The sequence below is a fragment of the Acidovorax sp. FW305-C-20-28 genome (assembly GCF_058783375.1).
Genome location: NZ_JBYSYM010000009.1, coordinates 74686 through 92905, shown reverse-complemented (window position 1 = coordinate 92905; position 18220 = coordinate 74686). Strand labels below are relative to the sequence as shown.

The window sequence follows — 18220 nt, the reverse complement described above, 5'->3', positions numbered from 1 at the left end:
GCCAGGTCGGGGGCTGCGCATGATCCCGGTCGAAGCCTTCATCTTCGACATGGACGGCACCATGATCGACTCCATGCCCTGGCACGCCAAGGCCTGGGTCGAGTTCACGCGCCGCCGCGGCATGGCCATCGACGTGCCCGACCTCATGGCCCGCACCACGGGCCGTACCGGCACCGAGTGCATCCGCGAGCTGCTGCAGCGCGAGGTGGAACAGGCCGAGGCCGACGCGCTCACGCGCGAGAAGGAAGACATCTACCGCGAGCTGTTCGGCCCCTCGTTCGCCGAGGTGGCGGGCTTTCGCACCTTTGCCGCCCATGCCTCGGTGCAGGGCTACAAGCTGGCGGTAGGCACGGCGGGCGACATCCACAACGTGGCGTTTGCCATGGCGCGCCTGTCCATGGAGCCCGAGCCGCTGACCATCGTGCGCGGCGACGAGGGCCTGCCAGGCAAGCCGCAGCCGGCCATCTTCCTGGAGGCGGCACGCCGCATCGGCGTCGCGCCCGAGCGCTGCGTCGTCTTCGAGGACGCCCCCTTCGGCATCGAGGCCGCGCGCCGTGCCGGCATGCATGCCGTGGCGGTGTGCAGCACCCACAGCGCGCAGGAACTCGCCGGCCCGCATGTGCTGGCCGCCGTGCGCGACTACAACGAACTCATGAACACCGACTTTCTGGAGCGCATCCATGTTGCCATCGCATAACGCCGACGCCAGCGGAGCCGGCCCGGCCACCGCCATCCGCCGCGAGGACTACACCGCCCCTGCCTACTGGATCGACAGCGTCGAGCTGACCTTCGACCTGGACCCGGCCAAGACGCGCGTGCTCAACCGCATGACGCTGCGCCGCAACCCGGACGTGGCCGAGCAGCCGCTCAAGCTCGACGGGGAGGACCTGAACCTGGCGCGCGTGCTGGTCAATGGCCAGGGCACCTCGTTCAAGATGGAAGGCACCCGACTGGTGCTGGAGAATCTGCCCACGGGCACGGATGCCTTCGCACTCGAGATCTTCACCACCTGCTGCCCCGCCAAGAACACGCACCTGATGGGCCTGTATGTGAGCCAGGGCACCTTCTTCACGCAGTGCGAGGCCGAGGGCTTTCGCCGCATCACCTACTTCCTGGACCGCCCGGACGTGATGGCCAGCTACACCGTCACCCTGCGCGCCAACAAGGCCCAGTACCCGGTGCTGCTGTCCAACGGCAACCTGGTGGAAAGCGGTGACCTCGATGAAGGCCGCCACTTCGCCAAGTGGTTCGATCCGCACAAGAAGCCCTGCTACCTGTTCGCCCTGGTGGCGGGCAAGCTGGTGGCGCGCGAGCAGAAGATCCGCGCGCGCGCCGGCACCGACCACCTGCTGCAGGTCTACGTGCGCCCCGGTGACCTGGGCAAGACCGAGCACGCCATGAACTCGCTGATGGCCAGCGTGGCCTGGGACGAGGCGCGCTTCGGCCTGCCGCTGGACCTGGAGCGCTTCATGATCGTCGCCACCAGCGACTTCAACATGGGCGCCATGGAGAACAAGGGCCTGAACATCTTCAACACGAAGTACGTTCTGGCCAGCGAGGCAACCGCCACCGATGTGGACTTCGCCAACATCGAGAGCGTGGTCGGCCACGAGTACTTCCACAACTGGACCGGCAACCGCGTGACCTGCCGCGACTGGTTCCAGCTGAGCCTGAAGGAAGGCCTCACCGTCTTCCGCGACCAGGAGTTCAGCCAGGACCTGGCGGGCAGCCCCTCGGCCCGCGCCGTCAAGCGCATCGAGGACGTGCGCGTGCTGCGCACCGCCCAGTTCCCCGAAGACGCCGGCCCCATGGCCCACCCGGTGCGGCCCGACAGCTACATCGAGATCAACAACTTCTACACCGTCACCATCTACGAAAAGGGTGCCGAGGTGGTGCGCATGATGCACACCCTGGTGGGCCGTGAAGGCTTTGCCAAGGGCATGAAGCTGTATTTCGAGCGCCATGACGGCCAGGCCGTGACCTGCGACGACTTCGCCCAGGCCATTGCCGACGCCAACCCAGCGAGCGACCTCGCGCGCCTGCTGCCCCAGTTCAAGCGCTGGTACAGCCAGGCCGGCACGCCGCGCGTAAAGGCCACGGGCAGCTACGACGCCGCCGCCCGCACCTACACGCTGACGCTGTCGCAAAGCTGCGCGCCCACGCCGGGCCAGAGCGAGAAGCTGCCCTTCGTGATCCCCGTCAACCTGGGCCTGCTCACGCACGAAGGCGCCGCCCTGCCCTTGCAGCTGCAGGGCGAGGACGCCGCCGGTGCGCCATCGCGCACCGTGGTGCTGACCGAGGCCTCGCAAACCCTGGTATTCACCGGCCTCGATGCCGCGCCCGTGCCTTCGCTGCTGCGCGACTTCAGCGCCCCCGTGGTGCTGGACATCGACTACACCGACGAGCAACTGCTCACCCTGCTGGCCAACGACCCCGACGCCTTCAACCGCTGGGAGGCCGGCCAGCGTCTGGCGCTGCGCACCGCCATCCATGCCATCAGCGGCAGCGGCCCTGCCAGCGGCGACATCCTCCCCGCGGCCGTGGTGGACGCCCTGCGCGGCGTGCTGCGCAACCCGGCACTCGACGCAGCGTTCAAGGAACTGGTGCTGACCCTGCCGTCCGAGACCTACATAGCCGAGCAACTCGACGTGGTGGACCCGCAGCGCATCCACGCGGTGCGCGAAGCCATGCGCGAACAGCTGGCCCTGGCGCTCAAGGCCGACTGGGAATGGGCCTGGGAACAGAACCAGGACACCGGTGGCTACAGCCCCGACCCGGTCTCGTCCGGCCGCCGCTCGCTCAGCGGCATGGCGCTGCACATGCTGTGCATCGCCGCCCAGCGCACGGGCGATGAAGTCTGGCCCGGCAAGGCCTACCAGCGCTTCAAGGTGGCCAGCAACATGACCGACCGCTTCAACGCGCTCACCGCCCTGGTCGCCAGTGGCAGCACGCTGGCGGCCCCGGCGCTGGCGCGCTTCCATGCGCTGTTCAAGGACGAGCCCCTGGTCATCGACAAGTGGTTCGCCCTGCAGGCCGGCGCCCCGGACAAGGGCGGCAACGTGCTGCCCGCCGTGCGCCAACTCATGCAGCACCCGGACTTCAGCCTCAAGAACCCGAACCGCGCACGCAGCGTGATCTTCAGCTACTGCAGCGCCAACCCCGGCGCCTTCCACCGCACCGACGCGGCGGGCTATGTGTTCTGGAGCGACCGTGTGATCGAACTCGACGCCATCAACCCGCAGGTCGCCGCTCGCCTGGCGCGCGCGCTGGACCGCTGGAAGAAGCTGGCCGACCCCTGGCGCACGGCGGCCCGCGAGGCGATTGCCCGCGTGGCCACGCGCCCGGACCTGAGCAACGACGTGCGCGAGGTGGTCACCCGCGCGCTGGCAGACTGACGACAAGCGAAACACCATGGCATTCACCGATTCCGCGCAGGAGTTCGCGCGGCGCTTCAACCAGTTGCTCGACACGGTGTACGACGCCGACGCCATGTTCAGCGGCTCGGCCATGTCGGCCGACCTGGCCGCCCTGCGCCCGCTGGCCGAAAGCCTGGGCGCCGAGTCGCCCGAACTGGCGCAGCTGCTGTGGCTGCAGTTCGTGGTGTATTCCAAGCGCCAGATGGACGACGAGGGTCTGCCCTTGGGGCTGCGCGCCCTGGCCATCCACTCGGTGCTGGGCAACCTCACCACGGCGGACCGTTGCCAGAAGCACTACGCCATCGGCGAGTCGGCCCTGCAGTCCGAAGAGTACGACACCGCCATCGACCACCTGCGCCAGTCGGCCCACTGGGCCGACCAGGAAGGCGCCACGCTGAGCGCCGACCAGAAGCTGGGCATCCGCGAGGAGATCGGCTATGCCCTGCACGAGGCCGGCCGCTTTGCCGATGCCCTGGCGCACAACCAACAGTTGCTGGCCGACGCGCAACGCGTCTTCGGCTCCGACACCGACCAACGCCTCGCCGGCCTTGTCAACAACCTGGCGCAGAACGCCTACGAGCTGGGCGAGCATGCCCAGGCCCAAGGCTATCTGCAGCAGCGGCTGGCCCTGGGTCAGGCGCTGAAGGACGATGGCATCGTGCTGGACACGCTGTTCCAGCAAGGCGTGCTGGCCCACGAGACCGGCGACAGCGCCCTGGCGCGCAGCCTGCTCACGCAGCGGGTGGCCATCGCCCGCGCCAGCGGCGACCAGGACCTGCTCGACGAAGCAGAGGCCACGCTGGCCGAGCTGGCGGAACGCGAGCAGCAATCCAAGTAATTCACAAAACCCAAGCCTAGGACGATCCACCGATGAGCTCCCGCATCTCCCTTACCCGCTACCTGGTCGAGCAGCAGCGCATCGACGGGCACATCCCCTCGCAACTGCGCCTGCTGCTCGAAGTGGTGGCCCGCTCGTGCAAGAGCATCAGCCAGGCCGTCAACAAGGGCGCCCTGGGCGGCGTGCTCGGCTCGGCATCGAGCGAAAACGTGCAGGGCGAAATCCAGAAGAAGCTGGACATCATCGCCAACGAAGTGCTGATCGAAGCCAACGAATGGGGCGGCCACCTGGCTGCCATGGCCTCGGAAGAAATGGACGGCATCTACCTGGTGCCTAACCGCTACCCGCAGGGCGAGTACCTGCTGCTGTTCGACCCCCTCGACGGCTCGAGCAACATCGACGTGAACGTGAGCATCGGCACCATCTTCAGCGTGCTCAAGAAGCCCGATGACGACCGCGGCGTGGAGGCCGGTGACTTCCTGCAACCCGGCACGGCGCAGGTGGCCGCAGGCTACTGCATCTACGGCCCGCAGACCACGCTGGTGCTGACCGTGGGCGACGGCGTGGCCATGTTCACGCTCGACCGCGAGCAAGGCTCCTTCGTGCTCACCGAAGAGAACGTGCGCATTCCCGAGGACACCAAGGAATTCGCCATCAACATGAGCAACATGCGCCACTGGGATGAGCCCGTGAAGCGCTATATCGACGAATGCCTGCAGGGCAAGGAAGGCCCGCGCGGCAAGGACTTCAACATGCGCTGGATCGCCAGCATGGTGGCCGACGTGCACCGCATCCTCACGCGCGGCGGCATCTTCATGTACCCCTGGGACAAGCGCGAACCCAACAAGCCCGGCAAGCTGCGCCTGATGTACGAAGCCAACCCCATGTCCTGGCTCATCGAGCAGGCCGGCGGCGCCGCGACCAACGGCAAGCAGCGCATCATGGACATCCAGCCCACGCAGTTGCACGAACGCGTCAGTGTGATTCTTGGATCAAAAAATGAGGTGGAACGCGTGACAAGCTACCATTCCACGCTATAATCTAAGTCTTACGCCGGTGTAGCTCAGTCGGTAGAGCAGCTCATTCGTAATGAGAAGGTCGGGTGTTCGATTCATCTCTCCGGCACCAAGTCAGTAAAGGAAACCCCGCTATCCATAAGATAGCGGGGTTTTTCTTTTTGCGTTCGATGTAAGGGCGGATGTAAGACGATTTCCGAATGCCCGCCTCCCGGTAGCTAGCGAGATTGCACCAAAGCAATTCGACCCCAATACACCTGTCCCTAGGGACAAGCCATTCGTGTCCTTGGGGACAGAGCTCGAAAAAACAGGCTATGTCCCAGGGGACACACGCTGGGATCTAGCATTTGTGCGAATACTGATGACAGAAGAAGGGTTTGGCAGTTTTGCACGCTGACAATACTTCTTTAAACGCTGCCGTCGCCCCGTGCATACCTACAACGCAGAAATCTCCGCCGGATCGCTTATGCCGCTCGAAAGCAAGCGCATCGCCGCGCTGTTGCTCACGCAGCCGGACGAAACCACCTGGCGCCATGCCATCGAAACCGACAATATTTTGCAAAAGAAGACCCCCGCCACCGCGCGGCGGCAGGCTACGCTGATCCGCAAACGCCTGGCAACGGTGGATGCGCGGGGCTGGAAGATGATCGCCGAGCGCGAGAGCGAAGTGCACATTCAATTGCTGCTCGCTGCTGCCATCAAACACAGCGCGCTGCTGGGCGACTTCTTGCGCAATGTCTATGCCCTGCGCCAACGGCGACTCGAACCTTCCCTGACGCCACACGACTGGCCGGAATTCCTGGCCGAATGCGCCCACCACGACCCTGCGGTCGCGCTGTGGAGCGATTCCACGCGAGCGAAACTGTTCCAGGTAATTCTTCGCGTGCTTGCAGAGGCCAAATACCTAGACAATGTCCGCAGCATGACGCTCACCCCGAGGGCCTTGCACCCTGACGTGCGGCGCTACCTCAGTGAGCGCCATGAAACCTATGTCCTCGAATGCCTGGAGCGCGCGCAATGACGCTGAGCCTTGAAGAACGCCTAAATCAAATCTTGCCGCGTATCACTTCGCGGGATTTCCTCGACAGCAAGGGGCTGGGCAACGAAATTGGTTTCTGGATCTTTGACTACCCGCCTGACCGTGAAATGGAGGTGCGGGACTTCCTATCAGGCACAGTGGTACCGACCTTGGGCAAGCAGTCGCCCGCCATTCGCTGCTGCGTCGTGGATCTGCTGGAACTCGTAACCGACTTGCTAGAAGAGCGCAACCTGCTCGAAAAAGCGATCGCCATGCAACATGCCAAGGGCGACGATAGTGCCCTGGTTGCTCTGCGCTCCGTGCTCAAAGAAGACAAGCTGGCCCAGAAAATTGCGGCTCGACATGACATAGCTGCGCTAGATTTGCTCGTACTCACTGGCGTGGGCGCCGTGTACCCCATGCTGCGCACCCACACCCTGCTATCTGCGCTACACCCGATCATGGGTAACACGCCATTGCTCATGTTCTTTCCTGGCCGGTACGACGGTCACTCACTGCGCTTGTTCAATACACAGGCTGAAGACCACTACTACCGCGCATTCCGCCTGGTCCCTGAAGCGACCTAGTTGCTCTCCACTTCCTACGCATCCACCAGACCATCTTCCCAAACAGCCCCATGATCATTCGCGACCTGTTCCAAAAGCCCATCGACCGCCCCATCAACGGTGTTATCAAAGCCGACCAGATGGATGCAGCCAGCGTTTGGCAAGAGCTAGAGGAATACGTCGTCACCAAACAGATCAGCGAATACCTGCGCAGATTCTTTGACGCCTATCTGGCCGCCATCGACCGTCCGCACGACGCGGCCATCACCGACCGCATGGGCGTCTGGGTCAGCGGGTTCTTTGGCTCTGGCAAATCGCACTTCATCAAGATACTGTCGTACCTGCTGGAAAACCTGCAGGCGCAAAGCCCCGAAACGGGAGAAAAGCGAAGCGCAGCGCAGTTCTTCGATCACCACAAAATCAAAGACGCCATGCTGCAGGCCGACATCCAGCGCGCCGTTCAGGGCAGTGCCGACGTCATTCTGTTCAACATTGACGCAAAGGCCGACAGCAAGACAGACCGCAATGCCATCCTGCAGGTGTTCCTGCGCGTCTTCAATGAAAAGCTGGGCTACTCAGGCGACGCGCCGCATATCGCCGACATGGAGCGCCACTTGGTCTCCAAAGGTGCGCTCGATACCTTCAAGGCAGCCTTTGCCGCATCGAACGGCAGCACCTGGGAGCAAGAGCGCGACGCGGTCGATTTCTTGCGTGACGACATCGTGGTTGCGCTTGCTAAGGCCCTCAAGATGACCCCCGAGTCTGCAGGCCAGTGGTTTGACCGTGCCCGCGATGACTTTCGCATCAACATCGAAAGCTTTGCCAAGGTCGTCAACGACTACCTGGCCACCCGGACCGCAAGTCATAAAGTCATCTTCCTGGTCGATGAGGTGGGGCAATTCATTGGCGCCAACTCGCAGCTCATGCTCAGCCTGCAGACCATCACCGAGCAGCTGGGCACGCAGTGCAAGGGCCGCGCCTGGGTCATCGTCACCAGCCAGGAAGACATCGACGCCGCCATTGGCGAGGCCAACAAAGCCAAGTCGCAAGACTTTTCCAAGATTCAAGGGCGTTTTCATACGCGGCTTTCCCTCGCCAGCAGCAACACCGACGAAGTGATTGGCGAACGCTTGCTCTCTAAGACCGAAGCCGCCCATGTATTGCTGCGCGACGCCTTTGCCAGCAAGGGCGACGTCATCAACAACCAGCTCAGCTTTGTCGGCAATGCCGTCAGCCTGCGCGGCTACAAAGATGCCGCTGAATTTGTCAACTGCTACCCCTTTGCCCCGTACCAGTTCACGCTGCTGCAGAAGATCTTTGAAACCATCCGCAAAGTGGGCGCCACCGGCAAGCACCTCTCACGCGGCGAACGCTCATTGCTCGACGCCTTCCAGTCGGCTGCCGTGCGCAACGCCCCCAACGGCATCGACGTGCTGGTTCCGCTGTACGACTTCTATCCGTCCATCGAAAGCTTCATCGACGGCATGGCCAAGCGCTCCATCGACGAGGCACCGCTCAACCCGGCCCTGCAGCCTTACGACAGCCAGCTGCTCAAGGCGATGTTCCTAATCCGGTACATCCCCGACATCGTCAAGCCCAACATCGACAACCTAGCCACGCTGTGCATTGACAAGATCGACGCCGACAAGCTCGCACTCAAGCGCCAAATTCAAGAGAGCCTGGCGCGGCTGGAGCAGCAACGCCTGGTCAGCCGCAACGGCGACCAGTGGTTCTTCCTGACCAATGAAGAGCGCGACGTGGCCCGCGAGATTGGCCATGTGGACGTTTCTGCTGCAGAAAAATCCCGCCTGCTGGCCGAAATCGTGTTCGATGAAATCCTGGGCAGCCAGACCAAGGTGCGCCACCGCGATACCAAGTCCGACTACGAATTCAACCGCCTGCTCGACGGCGCGCCTTGGCGCCAGGCAAGCCACGCCCTCAGCTTTGAAGTGCTCACCCCGCTGGGCGACGACTACGACAAACTGCACAGCGCCAAATGCATCCTGCGCAGCAGCGAAGGCGCCGGACGGGCCATCGTGCGCCTGGCCGAGGGCGAGCGCCTCGACATCGAGCTGGCCATCTACCAGCAAATCGAAAAGTACATCGTCAGCCCCAAAGCCGATCAGGCCACCCCATCACTCAAGCGCATCCTGGCCGACCGCAAGGATGAAAACCGCGAACGCCGCCAGCGCCTCGTGCACCAGTTGTCTGAGCTCATCACCGCAGGCGACTTCTACGCCCTGGGCCAGCCGGTGCAGATCAAGGCCAGCAGCGCGGCTACCGTGCTCGATGAGCTGCTCAACTACCTCATCACCAACACCTACAGCAAGCTTCCCTACCTGAAGGTGCGCCAGGCCGACCCCATTGCCGAAATTAAGGCCGTGCTCAGCGCAGGCGACTTGGCGCAGCATGCCCTGGCACTGAACGGTGAAGCAGGCAACCCCCTGGCGGTGCAAGAACTGCGCGACTATCTGCAACTGGCCGCCAGCCAGTCCCGCGTGCTGCTGTCCGACGTGGTAGATCGCTTTGCGGGCATCCCCTGGGGCTGGAAGCCCGAGTGGGAAACGGTGCTGCTCGTCGCCCGTCTGTTCATGACAGGCGAGGTCAAGCTCATGCTAGAAGGCAGTGACCTGGACCCCGCCAGCGCCGCCGACCCGCTCACCAAATCCGCCCGCTTCAAGCAAGTCTCCATCCTCAAGCGCAAAACCGCCGACGCCACCACCCTGCGCCGTGCGCGCGAGCTGTACAAAGACCTGTTCAGCCAACTGGGCCGTGAAGACGAAGACAGCCTGGTGGCCGACTACCGCACCCGCTTGGGCGACTGGCAGTCAGACCTCAAAAGCTACGCCCTCACCGCCGCCACCCCCCACCATCCGGGCAAGGCCACCATTGATGCCGCCCTGGCCCGCATCGGCCAGCAGCTCGCCATCCGCGACAGCTTTGCCTTTATCGAGGCGCTGCTCTCCGCCAAGGACGACTGGCAAGACACATCTGACGACATCCACGACCTCGTCAACTTCTACAAAACCCAGATCACCGCCTGGCGCAAGCTGCTAGCCGCTCTCAGCCAGTTTGCAGACAACCGCGAAGCCCTGAACAAGGTGCCCCAGGCCGCCACGGCACTGGCCGAGCTGACCCAGATCCGCGACAACCCCCAGCCCTACGCCTTGGTCAACCGCATCGAACCGCTGGTGGCCACGGTCACCTCCGTTAACGAGCAACTGGCGCAGGAAAAACGAGAGAAAGCCCTGCTTTCCATCGACGAAAAGCTGGCCGTCGTTCAAAAGCAGCTCAATGCCACTGCCGCCGCCACCCCAGAGCTGTCCAACAAGGCCCTCAAACCCTTGCAAGACCTCAAGGCGCGCATTGCAGGCCTCACCGGCATTGCGCAAATCCTGTACCTGCAAAGCCAAGGCGGCGACGCCATGGACGAGGCCATCACCCTCATCGAAGCCACCGTGGCCGCTGCTGCCGCCAAGCCCACCACCCCCAGGGTGGCCAGCCCCGGCGATACCTCCCAGCCCCTGCAAACCGGCCAGACCAACGCTTTGGTAAGTCCAGCACCGGCCCCCAAAGCCACCCGCGTGGTGCGCGCTGCCGAGTTCTCCAATCAGCCATATTTGGAAACCGAGGCTGAGGTGGATGCCTACCTCACCCGGCTCAAGTCCGAACTCTTGGCCGTGGTGCGTGCCGGGCAAAAAGCGCGCGTGCAGTAAACGGCGGTTTTACGGCGCCCCCGCAATCCGGCAACAGGCCGTTGCCAAATCTCTGGCACCCCATGGCAATTTAACGTATAAAGAAGAACAACTAACGTTAGTCGAGCGCAAGTCACAAGATGCAAACCCTCACCCAAACCCAATTTCAGGCAGCCTTTGCCCATGGGGCCGTGCAGTCGGTGGCGCTAGAGCCCGTGGGCTCACAGTTTGCCGTGAAGGTGACCACCCTCACCGGCGAGGCTTCGCTGGTGCAGGCGCGTGGCACGCAGGCACGGCTGTTTGGCACCACCGACGCCGCCTTGAAGCTGCTGCACAAACTGGGCGTGCGCCGCATCGTGCTCGAAGGCTTGGAAAATTGGCAGCCGGATCAGGCCCCCGAGCACAAACGCAGCCGCCCCGACCGCGCCCAGGCACTCACCCACGCCGCCGAATACGACCGCTGGGTGCGCGCCAAGGTGCAGGCCAGCCGGGGCAGCACGCAGCCCGCCATCACCCCCGACGAATGGCAAAGCATCCGCGCTGAAAAACTGGCCCAACAAAAAGCATTGCAGGCCCGGCCGCCGCAATGACGTGCGCCGCCTACCGCGTGGATCGTCGGCCTGAATACCGGCAAGACCTCGACGCCATTGAAGCCTGGATTGCACAAGACAACGCCAGCGCAGCCATCGACATGTGGCTGTGGATCGACGGGCAGGTGGACCACCTGGCCGACCCCAACTTTCCCCGCCGCACCAGCACGCGGGTCAACGGGGCGCATGAGCTCGTCGCGCACGAAAACTACATCGTCTATTTCGACCAGAACGAAGACCAGTGCGTCGTCACTGTGCATGCCGTGGTGCATGTGGCCCGCATCACCCCACCCAAATTTCATCGGTGATGCACATCCCCACCTCGAACATACTCAAAAATAATAGCTGCTAGCGCTTTATAGATAAGCGCCAGAGCCACTTTTGACCGTAAAAACATGAACAAGTCCAACCTCAAGTCCTACGCCCCCCAGGCCCGCAAAGACTTCATCGCCGCAGTCACCGCCCGCGCCAACCTACTGGGCCTGTCCGACAAGGCTGGCACGCTAGAAGTAGACCCCGCGCAAACCCAGGGCGACGTCACCGTCATCGCTGGCCAAGCCTGGCCCGCCAAGGTCAGCGGCCAGCGCGACAAACTGATTGAGCGCATCCACAACGACGGCTTCGCCCACACCATGGAAGCCGTGGCCTACACCTGGTTCAACCGCTTTGCCGCGCTGCGCTACATGGAGCTGCACGACTACCTGGGCCACGGCCACCGGGCGCTGTCCAGCACCTCCGGTGGGCTGCCAGACATCCTCACCCACGCCACAGACCTCACCAACGAACTCCCAGGCCTGAACGCCGCCAAAGTCACCGAACTCAAGCTCGCGGGCAACCGCGATGGCGAGCTGTACCGCATGCTGCTGGTGGCCCAGTGCAACTTTTTGTCGCGCGCCATGCCCTTCTTATTTGAGCGCATTGACGACGACTCCGAGTTGCTGCTGCCCGACAACCTGCTGCGCAGCGACTCCGTCATTGCCAAGCTGGTGGCAGAGATCCCCGAAGAAGACTGGGCCGAGGTCGAAATCATCGGCTGGCTTTACCAGTTCTACATCAGCGAGAAGAAGGACCAGGTCATTGGCAAGGTGGTCAAAAGCGAAGACATCCCCGCCGCCACCCAGCTCTTCACGCCCAACTGGATCGTGCAATACCTGGTGCAAAACAGCGTGGGCCGCCTGTGGCTCATGGCTAACCCGCAAAGCACCTTGGCGAAGGAGTGGCCGTACTACATCACCCCTGCCGAGCAAACGCCCGAGGTGCAAGCCCAGCTCGATGCCCTCATCCAGACCCGCGTTCGCGAAGATGGCGACACCCTCAATCCCGAATCCATCACCGTGCTGGACCCGGCATGTGGCAGTGGCCACATTCTGGTGGTGGCGTATGACGTGCTCAAGGCCATCTACCTGGAGCGCGGCTACCAGCCCCGAGCCATCCCGCGCCTGATCCTGGAAAGGAACCTTTTTGGGTTGGACATTGACGACCGCGCCGCCCAAATGGCCGGCTTCGCCCTGCTGATGAAAGCCCGCGCCGACGACCGCCGCCTGTTCACCGCCACGGATGCCGCAGGGAGTCTGCAGCCACCCAAGCTCAATGTGCTGAGCCTGCAAGAGAGCAAGGTACTGAGCGTGGACGAGCTTGCCACCCACCTGGCCCCGTTCAAGGTGCAGCGCGCCACCATCTCAGCGCTGGTAGAAACCTTTGACCACGCCAAAACCTTTGGCTCGCTGATCCAGATTCCTTATGTGCTCAAGACGCATCTGGCGGTGCTACTTGAGGTGCTGGCGTCGGTCAAGCAAAGTGGGGATATGTATGCCAGTGCGGCTGCGGATGATTTGCTGCCGTTGGTGCAGCAGTCGCAGGTGCTGGCGATGCAGTTTGATGCGGTGGTGGCGAATCCACCGTATATTGGGTCAAAGAACATGAATCTTGAGTTAAGGGAATTCTCTGCTGAGTTTTTCCCGCGCTCAAAGTCTGATCTATTCGCAGTAGCCATGGAGAGATTCGTGGGGTATGTGAAGTCGACTGGATTTAGCGGATTTATGACTCCGTTTACATGGATGTTTTTAAGTTCATTCGAAGGAGTGAGGGAGATTGTTCATGGTGAAAATACGTTGCAGTCGTTGATTCAACCGCAATACCACACCTTCTTTGAATCAGCTGCTGTCCCTATTTGCGCTTTTGTACTGCAGAACTCATCTACACGTGGGTACAACGCAAAATTTGTAAAATTAACGGAATTTCGTGGCGCCGATCTTCAGCCAATCAAGACTCTTGAGGCTATAAATAATGCAGACTGCAAATGGTTATTTGAGGCCAAGCCTGACGATTTTCGTTTGATACCAAATAAGCCAATTGCCTATTGGGTTCCACCAACCACAATTAGATCATTTGTCGACAACGAGAACCTTGGAAGTATTGCTGATGCTAAGCAAGGGTTGATTACTGGCGATAACGATCGTTTTCTTCGACTATGGTTCGAAGTTTCCATTGGCAATGCTGATGTCAAAAGCAGATCGCGCGCAGATGCTGAGCAAAGCGGCAAAACTTGGTTCCCATTTCAAAAAGGCGGCGAGTACAGGAAATGGTTTGGAAACCATCACTATTTTGTAAATTGGAATAGTGACGGTAAGTCGATCAGGTCATTTTTCGACAAGAATGGAAAACTAAGATCTCGTCCTCAAAGTCTGGACTATTACTTTAAGGCCGGCGTAACTTGGACTTCGGTGACCATATCGACTTTCAATTGCCGATTTTCCCCTGTTGGCTTTATTTATTCTGAGCCAGGCCCTGTCTTACACGCAGAGGATCCCAATTTAGTTTTGGAGTTATGTGCATTTTTGAATAGCAAGCCAGCTGATCATTTGCTGCAGCTCGTTGCTCCAGCTATGCACTACAACCAGGGACACATTTCCTGCCTTCCAAATCCGAAAATTTCAAACGAGAATCGCTTGAAAGTAACATTCAATGCGAATCGCCTCATAGAGCAAGCGAAGGCTGATTGGGATTCATACGAAAGGTCGTGGGAATATACAAGAAGCCCGGTTGTAGCAATGGCTGGAAGGGGAAGTCCTACCTTAAGTGCCGCTTATATTGGGTGGCAGAGTGAAATCAAAGATGCTGTAAACGCCACATCTGCGCTAGAGGAAGAAATCAACGCAATCTTCATTGATGCATTGAATCTTGGTGCTGCATTGAATCCAGAAGTGTCCCTTGACAGGGTTTCTTTAACTGTGAATTCAGCTTATCGATACGATGCAGATTTAGATGATTTAGGTCGCCAACTGCGGTTTCGCGGAGACACTGCATCTGAGGTTGTGTCCTACGCCATCGGCTGCATGATGGGCCGCTACAGCCTCGACGAGCCCGGCCTGATCTATGCTCACGCGGGCAATATCGGCTTCGAGCCTGGTCGTTACGCCACCTTCCCCGCAGATGCCGACGGCATCGTCCCCATCACCGATGAACTCTGGTTTGCCGACGACGCGCCCAGCCGCATCCGCGAATTTCTGCGTGCCGTCTGGGGGCCAGACACTCTGGAAGAAAACTTGGCCTGGCTGGCTGAGAGCCTGGGTACCAAAGCGTCTGAGACCTCAAACGAGACTATCCGCCGCTACATTGCCGACAAGTTCTTCAAAGACCACCTGCAAACCTACAAAAAGCGTCCCATCTACTGGCTCTTCAGCAGCGGCAAACAAGGCGCCTTCCAGGCCCTGGTCTATCTGCACCGCTACCACGAGGGCACACTCGCCCGCCTGCGCGCCGAATACGTCGTGCCCCTCACCGGCAAATTGCAGGCCCGCATCGAGATGCTGCAAAAAGACGCCTCAGCCGCCAGCAGCACCGCCGCCCGCAACAAGCTGGCCAAGGAAGTGGAAAAGCTCAAGAAGAAGCACGTAGAGCTACTGGCTTACGACGAACAACTCCGCCACTACGCCGACATGCGCATCAAGCTCGACCTGGACGATGGCGTGAAGGTGAACTATGGCAAGTTTGGGGATTTGCTGGAGGGGGTGAAAGTGGTCACCGGTGGCACCGGAGATGACTAAGATCGACGGTTACTGGAGCACACCACATGCTTGACTCTTTATTGATCAAAAACTTTCGCTCGCTGGAGCACCTGGAGGTGCCCAAGCTGGGGCGCGTCAATTTGATGGTGGGCAAGAACAACTCGGGCAAGAGCACGGTGCTGGAGGCGCTGCGCATTTACGCGGGCCACGCTCAGCGGCAGTTGCTGGAGGCGATTGCGATTGAGCACGATGAGCCGTTGGCAACGGGTGATGTGGACTTGGGCGATTCTGCGGAAGAGTTGCCGTTCCAGGCGCTTTTCGCAGATCGCCGCTTCCCTACCAAAGACGGGGTAAAAATCGAAATTGGAAGTGCAACGCAGCAGCACCAACGTTTGACGATAGAACATGTCTTCCTTGTCGAAACAGAAGAGAAGGTTGACAACGGATCTGTGGTTCGGCGCCTGCCAGTTCTGAAGGCTGAATCGCCGGACCTTTTCTATGACGCAACCTCTCAAGCGCTGCAGGTGGTGAAAGGCGAAAAATCCTTGCCCCCGATCTTGTTAGTGCCCGCCTCATCGAGGGTGCGTACGCTCTCATTCGACTCAGGCCTGGCGTTGCCATGCAGCTTGGTGCCAACGCAGTTCATTTCAGAGGACGAGTTGGCATTGGAGTGGGACAAGGTGGCGTTGACGCCGCACGAGGAAGTTTTGAGGCGCGCAATGCGCATCGTTACCCCTGATTTTGAGAATTTGGCGTTCGTTCGGAACCCGGACGGTCGGAGCATGTCATTTCGGACTACCTCGGAGAGCCGGGCTCTGTACCGTCAAAGACCTGAGCGCAGCGCCAAAGTGAAGTTGGCTGGGGCGCCCGCTCCCGTCCCTCTAAACAGCATGGGCGACGGTATGTTGCGTGTGCTGCAGCTGACGTTGAAGCTGTTGGGGGCAAAGGGCGGATTCTTGTTGATCGACGAATTTGAAAACGGCCTGCACTACAGCGTTCAGGAAAAGGTCTGGCAGCTTGTTTTTGAGCTGGCTGAGCAGTTGAACGTGCAAGTTTTTGCCACCACCCACAGCTGGGATTGCATCGAGAGCTTTACCAAAGTGGCCGTTGCGCGCACAGAGACAGACGGTGTGCTGTTCCGTTTGGGCCGCAGCGTGCGCACCAGCGATCAAGGCCGGGTGATCGCCACGGTGTTTGATGAGGCTGCGTTGCAGAACATCACCCAGCAAGATGTGGAGGTGCGATGAGCGCCCACAATGTTTTGCTCGTTGAAGGCGAGTCTGATCGTGGTTTCTTTGAAGAGCTGTGCAAGCGGTGGCAATTGCCCGTTCAGGTCAAGGTAAGCACGCCGCGTGATGCCGGGCACGCAAGGGACACGAAGCAAGCCGCGTTTGACGTACTGGAAATATCGTATTTGCCCCAGTTGGCGGATGGCCAGATTGAACGGCTGGCTATCGCGATTGACACAGATCAGCACGCCAATGGCGGCGGCTTTGCACGCACCCTGGATCAATTGACTCAGCGGCTCACCCCTGCGGGCTATCAGCAGCGGGCCGGATCTGGTGCCGGAGGTTTTCTTTTTGGCCACAGCGATGGGCTGAATGACCTTGGCGCTTGGTTGATGCCCAACAACGCTGACGATGGCATGCTGGAAGACTGGATTCAGTTAAACCTTCACCCTGGTGAAGCGGTGCTGATGCGGCACGTCAGGGATTCGATTGACCAGATTCCAGGTGGCCCCAAATTCAAGCCGTTGCGGCGCTCAAAGGCCGAAGTGGCCACATGGCTGGCATGGCAGGCAGAGCCTGACCATGGGCTGTGGCAAGCCGCCAAACCTGACCTGCTGGATGACACGGCAACACAGCTTCAAGCGCTGAAGACGTGGCTGATGAGGGTGTTTCCGACAAATTAACCGATCAGGTTGCTTCAAGCCTATTAGTCAACGGGCTGTTGACCAATTCTGGTGGGTGTAAACACAGCACTGCCCAAATCAGAGGGGCGGCGTGGCTTCTTTTCATCCCCCCTCGGCAGCGTTGCTCTGAGGATTTGCGGCAGCTCAATTTACCTTGCATCCATCTTTTGAAGGGGCTTTCAATGGCTTGGCTTGATTCGCTTTTTGCAGGTGCAAAGGCCTTTCTAAAAGGCGCCGTGGTCGTGGTCAGGGAGACCGTGAAGGCCGTGCTGGAAGAGATTGATAACTCGTCATTCGGTAAGGCGGCCACCCAATTGATGCGCGGGGTAGCACAACGCCATTTCAACGTGGCCAAGGATCTTGCCGACGAAGAGCAAGAGTTGGCGGAAAAGAGACGGCGCGATGGACGATTCACGGAGAACGATCTCGATCGTTTGCGTGAAATTGAGGCTGAGCGTGACCGCTTGCGACGCGAACTGGATGAAGCAAAAGCGGCGCGTTCTGCTCAGGAGCTGCGAGAGGCGCAGGACGATGTAATTGCAGCGGCAGTGACGGGGGACGAGGCGGCGGCATCAATTGGCATCCTGTCAACGAAGGAATGCCCTGAGTGTGGTGGGGCCATGCGGATCCAGTTAGGTGGCTTCAATACCAAGACGGATCGGCAGACCTTTTATTGGCAATGCACTTCGCCCAACCCGCTGCCATGCCCAACGCTGAAGCTCGACCCTGAAGCTGAGCGCACATCTGTGTTGCGCCGACCCGATGCCGATTTGGATGGATCTCGCAAGCAGCGCGAGGAGATCTGGACTCGCCCGGATGTGCTGAACAAGGCGCATGGCCGATTGCGTGCGAGTCTCGGAGAGGAAGACGAACAGATGATCTGCCCTGCCCACTTGCTCCCCATGAAGCTCATGCCCAAGCCCTCTGCTGGGGGACTCATGCTGGACAGCTACGAGTACATCTGTCTGGGCATTACGCCCGAAGGCCGGGCTTGTGGCCATAAAGTGCCGGTCAAGAGCTTTCCACAAGTGTCAGCGGCACTCAGGCGGCGTGAGGGGCGCGGCATCATTGACGGCTAATTTGTGCAACGGGCTGCTGCACTATTTCCTCGGTTCATACGTGTCCCTCGAAGGGTGCCAGTGTCCGCCAAGGTAAATGAGCG

Annotated in this window: 13 protein-coding genes and 1 tRNA gene; all 14 read left to right on the top strand. The window is 60.6% G+C overall.

The annotated features are described in order from the left end of the window. Positions 1 to 19: 19 nt before the first annotated feature. A complete protein-coding gene (locus tag AC3WOH_RS12675) occupies positions 20 to 697 on the top strand; it encodes an HAD family hydrolase (RefSeq protein WP_184861003.1) in 678 nt (225 codons plus the stop codon). Further along, entirely contained in the window at positions 681 to 3395 is a 2715-nt protein-coding gene (gene pepN, locus AC3WOH_RS12670; RefSeq protein WP_492229682.1) for an aminopeptidase N, read from the top strand. Before AC3WOH_RS12675 ends, pepN begins: the two co-directional genes overlap by 17 nt. 16 nt (positions 3396 to 3411) lie before the next feature. Next, the gene (locus AC3WOH_RS12665) at positions 3412 to 4254 is read left to right on the top strand and encodes a tetratricopeptide repeat protein (RefSeq protein WP_492229681.1); all 843 of its coding nucleotides are present in this window, start codon (positions 3412 to 3414) and stop codon (positions 4252 to 4254) included. 32 nt (positions 4255 to 4286) lie between these two features. Beyond that, positions 4287 to 5294, top strand: a complete 1008-nt coding sequence (locus AC3WOH_RS12660; RefSeq protein ID WP_184861009.1) for a class 1 fructose-bisphosphatase — start codon at positions 4287 to 4289, stop codon at positions 5292 to 5294. Between the two features lie 12 nt (positions 5295 to 5306). Then, positions 5307 to 5382: transfer RNA gene (locus AC3WOH_RS12655), tRNA-Thr, on the top strand. A 315-nt stretch (positions 5383 to 5697) separates the two neighbouring features. Beyond that, on the top strand, positions 5698 to 6291 hold the full coding sequence (locus AC3WOH_RS12650; RefSeq protein ID WP_492229680.1) for a DUF1819 family protein: 594 nt from the start codon (positions 5698 to 5700) through the stop codon (positions 6289 to 6291). Next, entirely contained in the window at positions 6288 to 6875 is a 588-nt protein-coding gene (locus tag AC3WOH_RS12645; protein ID WP_492229679.1) for a DUF1788 domain-containing protein, read from the top strand. The genes AC3WOH_RS12650 and AC3WOH_RS12645 overlap by 4 nt, the downstream gene beginning before the upstream one ends. Positions 6876 to 6925: 50 nt before the next feature. Next, complete coding sequence (gene brxC, locus AC3WOH_RS12640) at positions 6926 to 10570, top strand: BREX system P-loop protein BrxC (RefSeq protein WP_492229678.1); 3645 nt, start codon at positions 6926 to 6928, stop codon at positions 10568 to 10570. A 119-nt stretch (positions 10571 to 10689) separates the two neighbouring features. Continuing rightward, positions 10690 to 11139: a hypothetical protein gene (locus AC3WOH_RS12635; protein ID WP_492229677.1), complete on the top strand. Its 450-nt coding sequence runs from the start codon at positions 10690 to 10692 to the stop codon at positions 11137 to 11139. Further along, on the top strand, positions 11136 to 11447 hold the full coding sequence (locus AC3WOH_RS12630; protein ID WP_492229676.1) for a type II toxin-antitoxin system RelE/ParE family toxin: 312 nt from the start codon (positions 11136 to 11138) through the stop codon (positions 11445 to 11447). Before AC3WOH_RS12635 ends, AC3WOH_RS12630 begins: the two co-directional genes overlap by 4 nt. Before the next feature lie 87 nt (positions 11448 to 11534). Next, the gene (gene pglX, locus AC3WOH_RS12625; protein ID WP_492229675.1) at positions 11535 to 15185 is read left to right on the top strand and encodes a BREX-1 system adenine-specific DNA-methyltransferase PglX; all 3651 of its coding nucleotides are present in this window, start codon (positions 11535 to 11537) and stop codon (positions 15183 to 15185) included. 26 nt (positions 15186 to 15211) lie between these two features. Continuing rightward, positions 15212 to 16393, top strand: a complete 1182-nt coding sequence (locus AC3WOH_RS12620) for an AAA family ATPase (protein WP_492229674.1) — start codon at positions 15212 to 15214, stop codon at positions 16391 to 16393. Further along, positions 16390 to 17058 carry a DUF3226 domain-containing protein gene (locus AC3WOH_RS12615; RefSeq protein ID WP_492229673.1) on the top strand — a complete coding sequence of 223 codons (669 nt, stop codon included), beginning with the start codon at positions 16390 to 16392 and terminating at the stop codon, positions 17056 to 17058. The genes AC3WOH_RS12620 and AC3WOH_RS12615 overlap by 4 nt, the downstream gene beginning before the upstream one ends. Further along, entirely contained in the window at positions 17028 to 18137 is a 1110-nt protein-coding gene (locus tag AC3WOH_RS12610; RefSeq protein WP_492229672.1) for a hypothetical protein, read from the top strand. The genes AC3WOH_RS12615 and AC3WOH_RS12610 overlap by 31 nt, the downstream gene beginning before the upstream one ends. Positions 18138 to 18220: the final 83 nt, after the last annotated feature.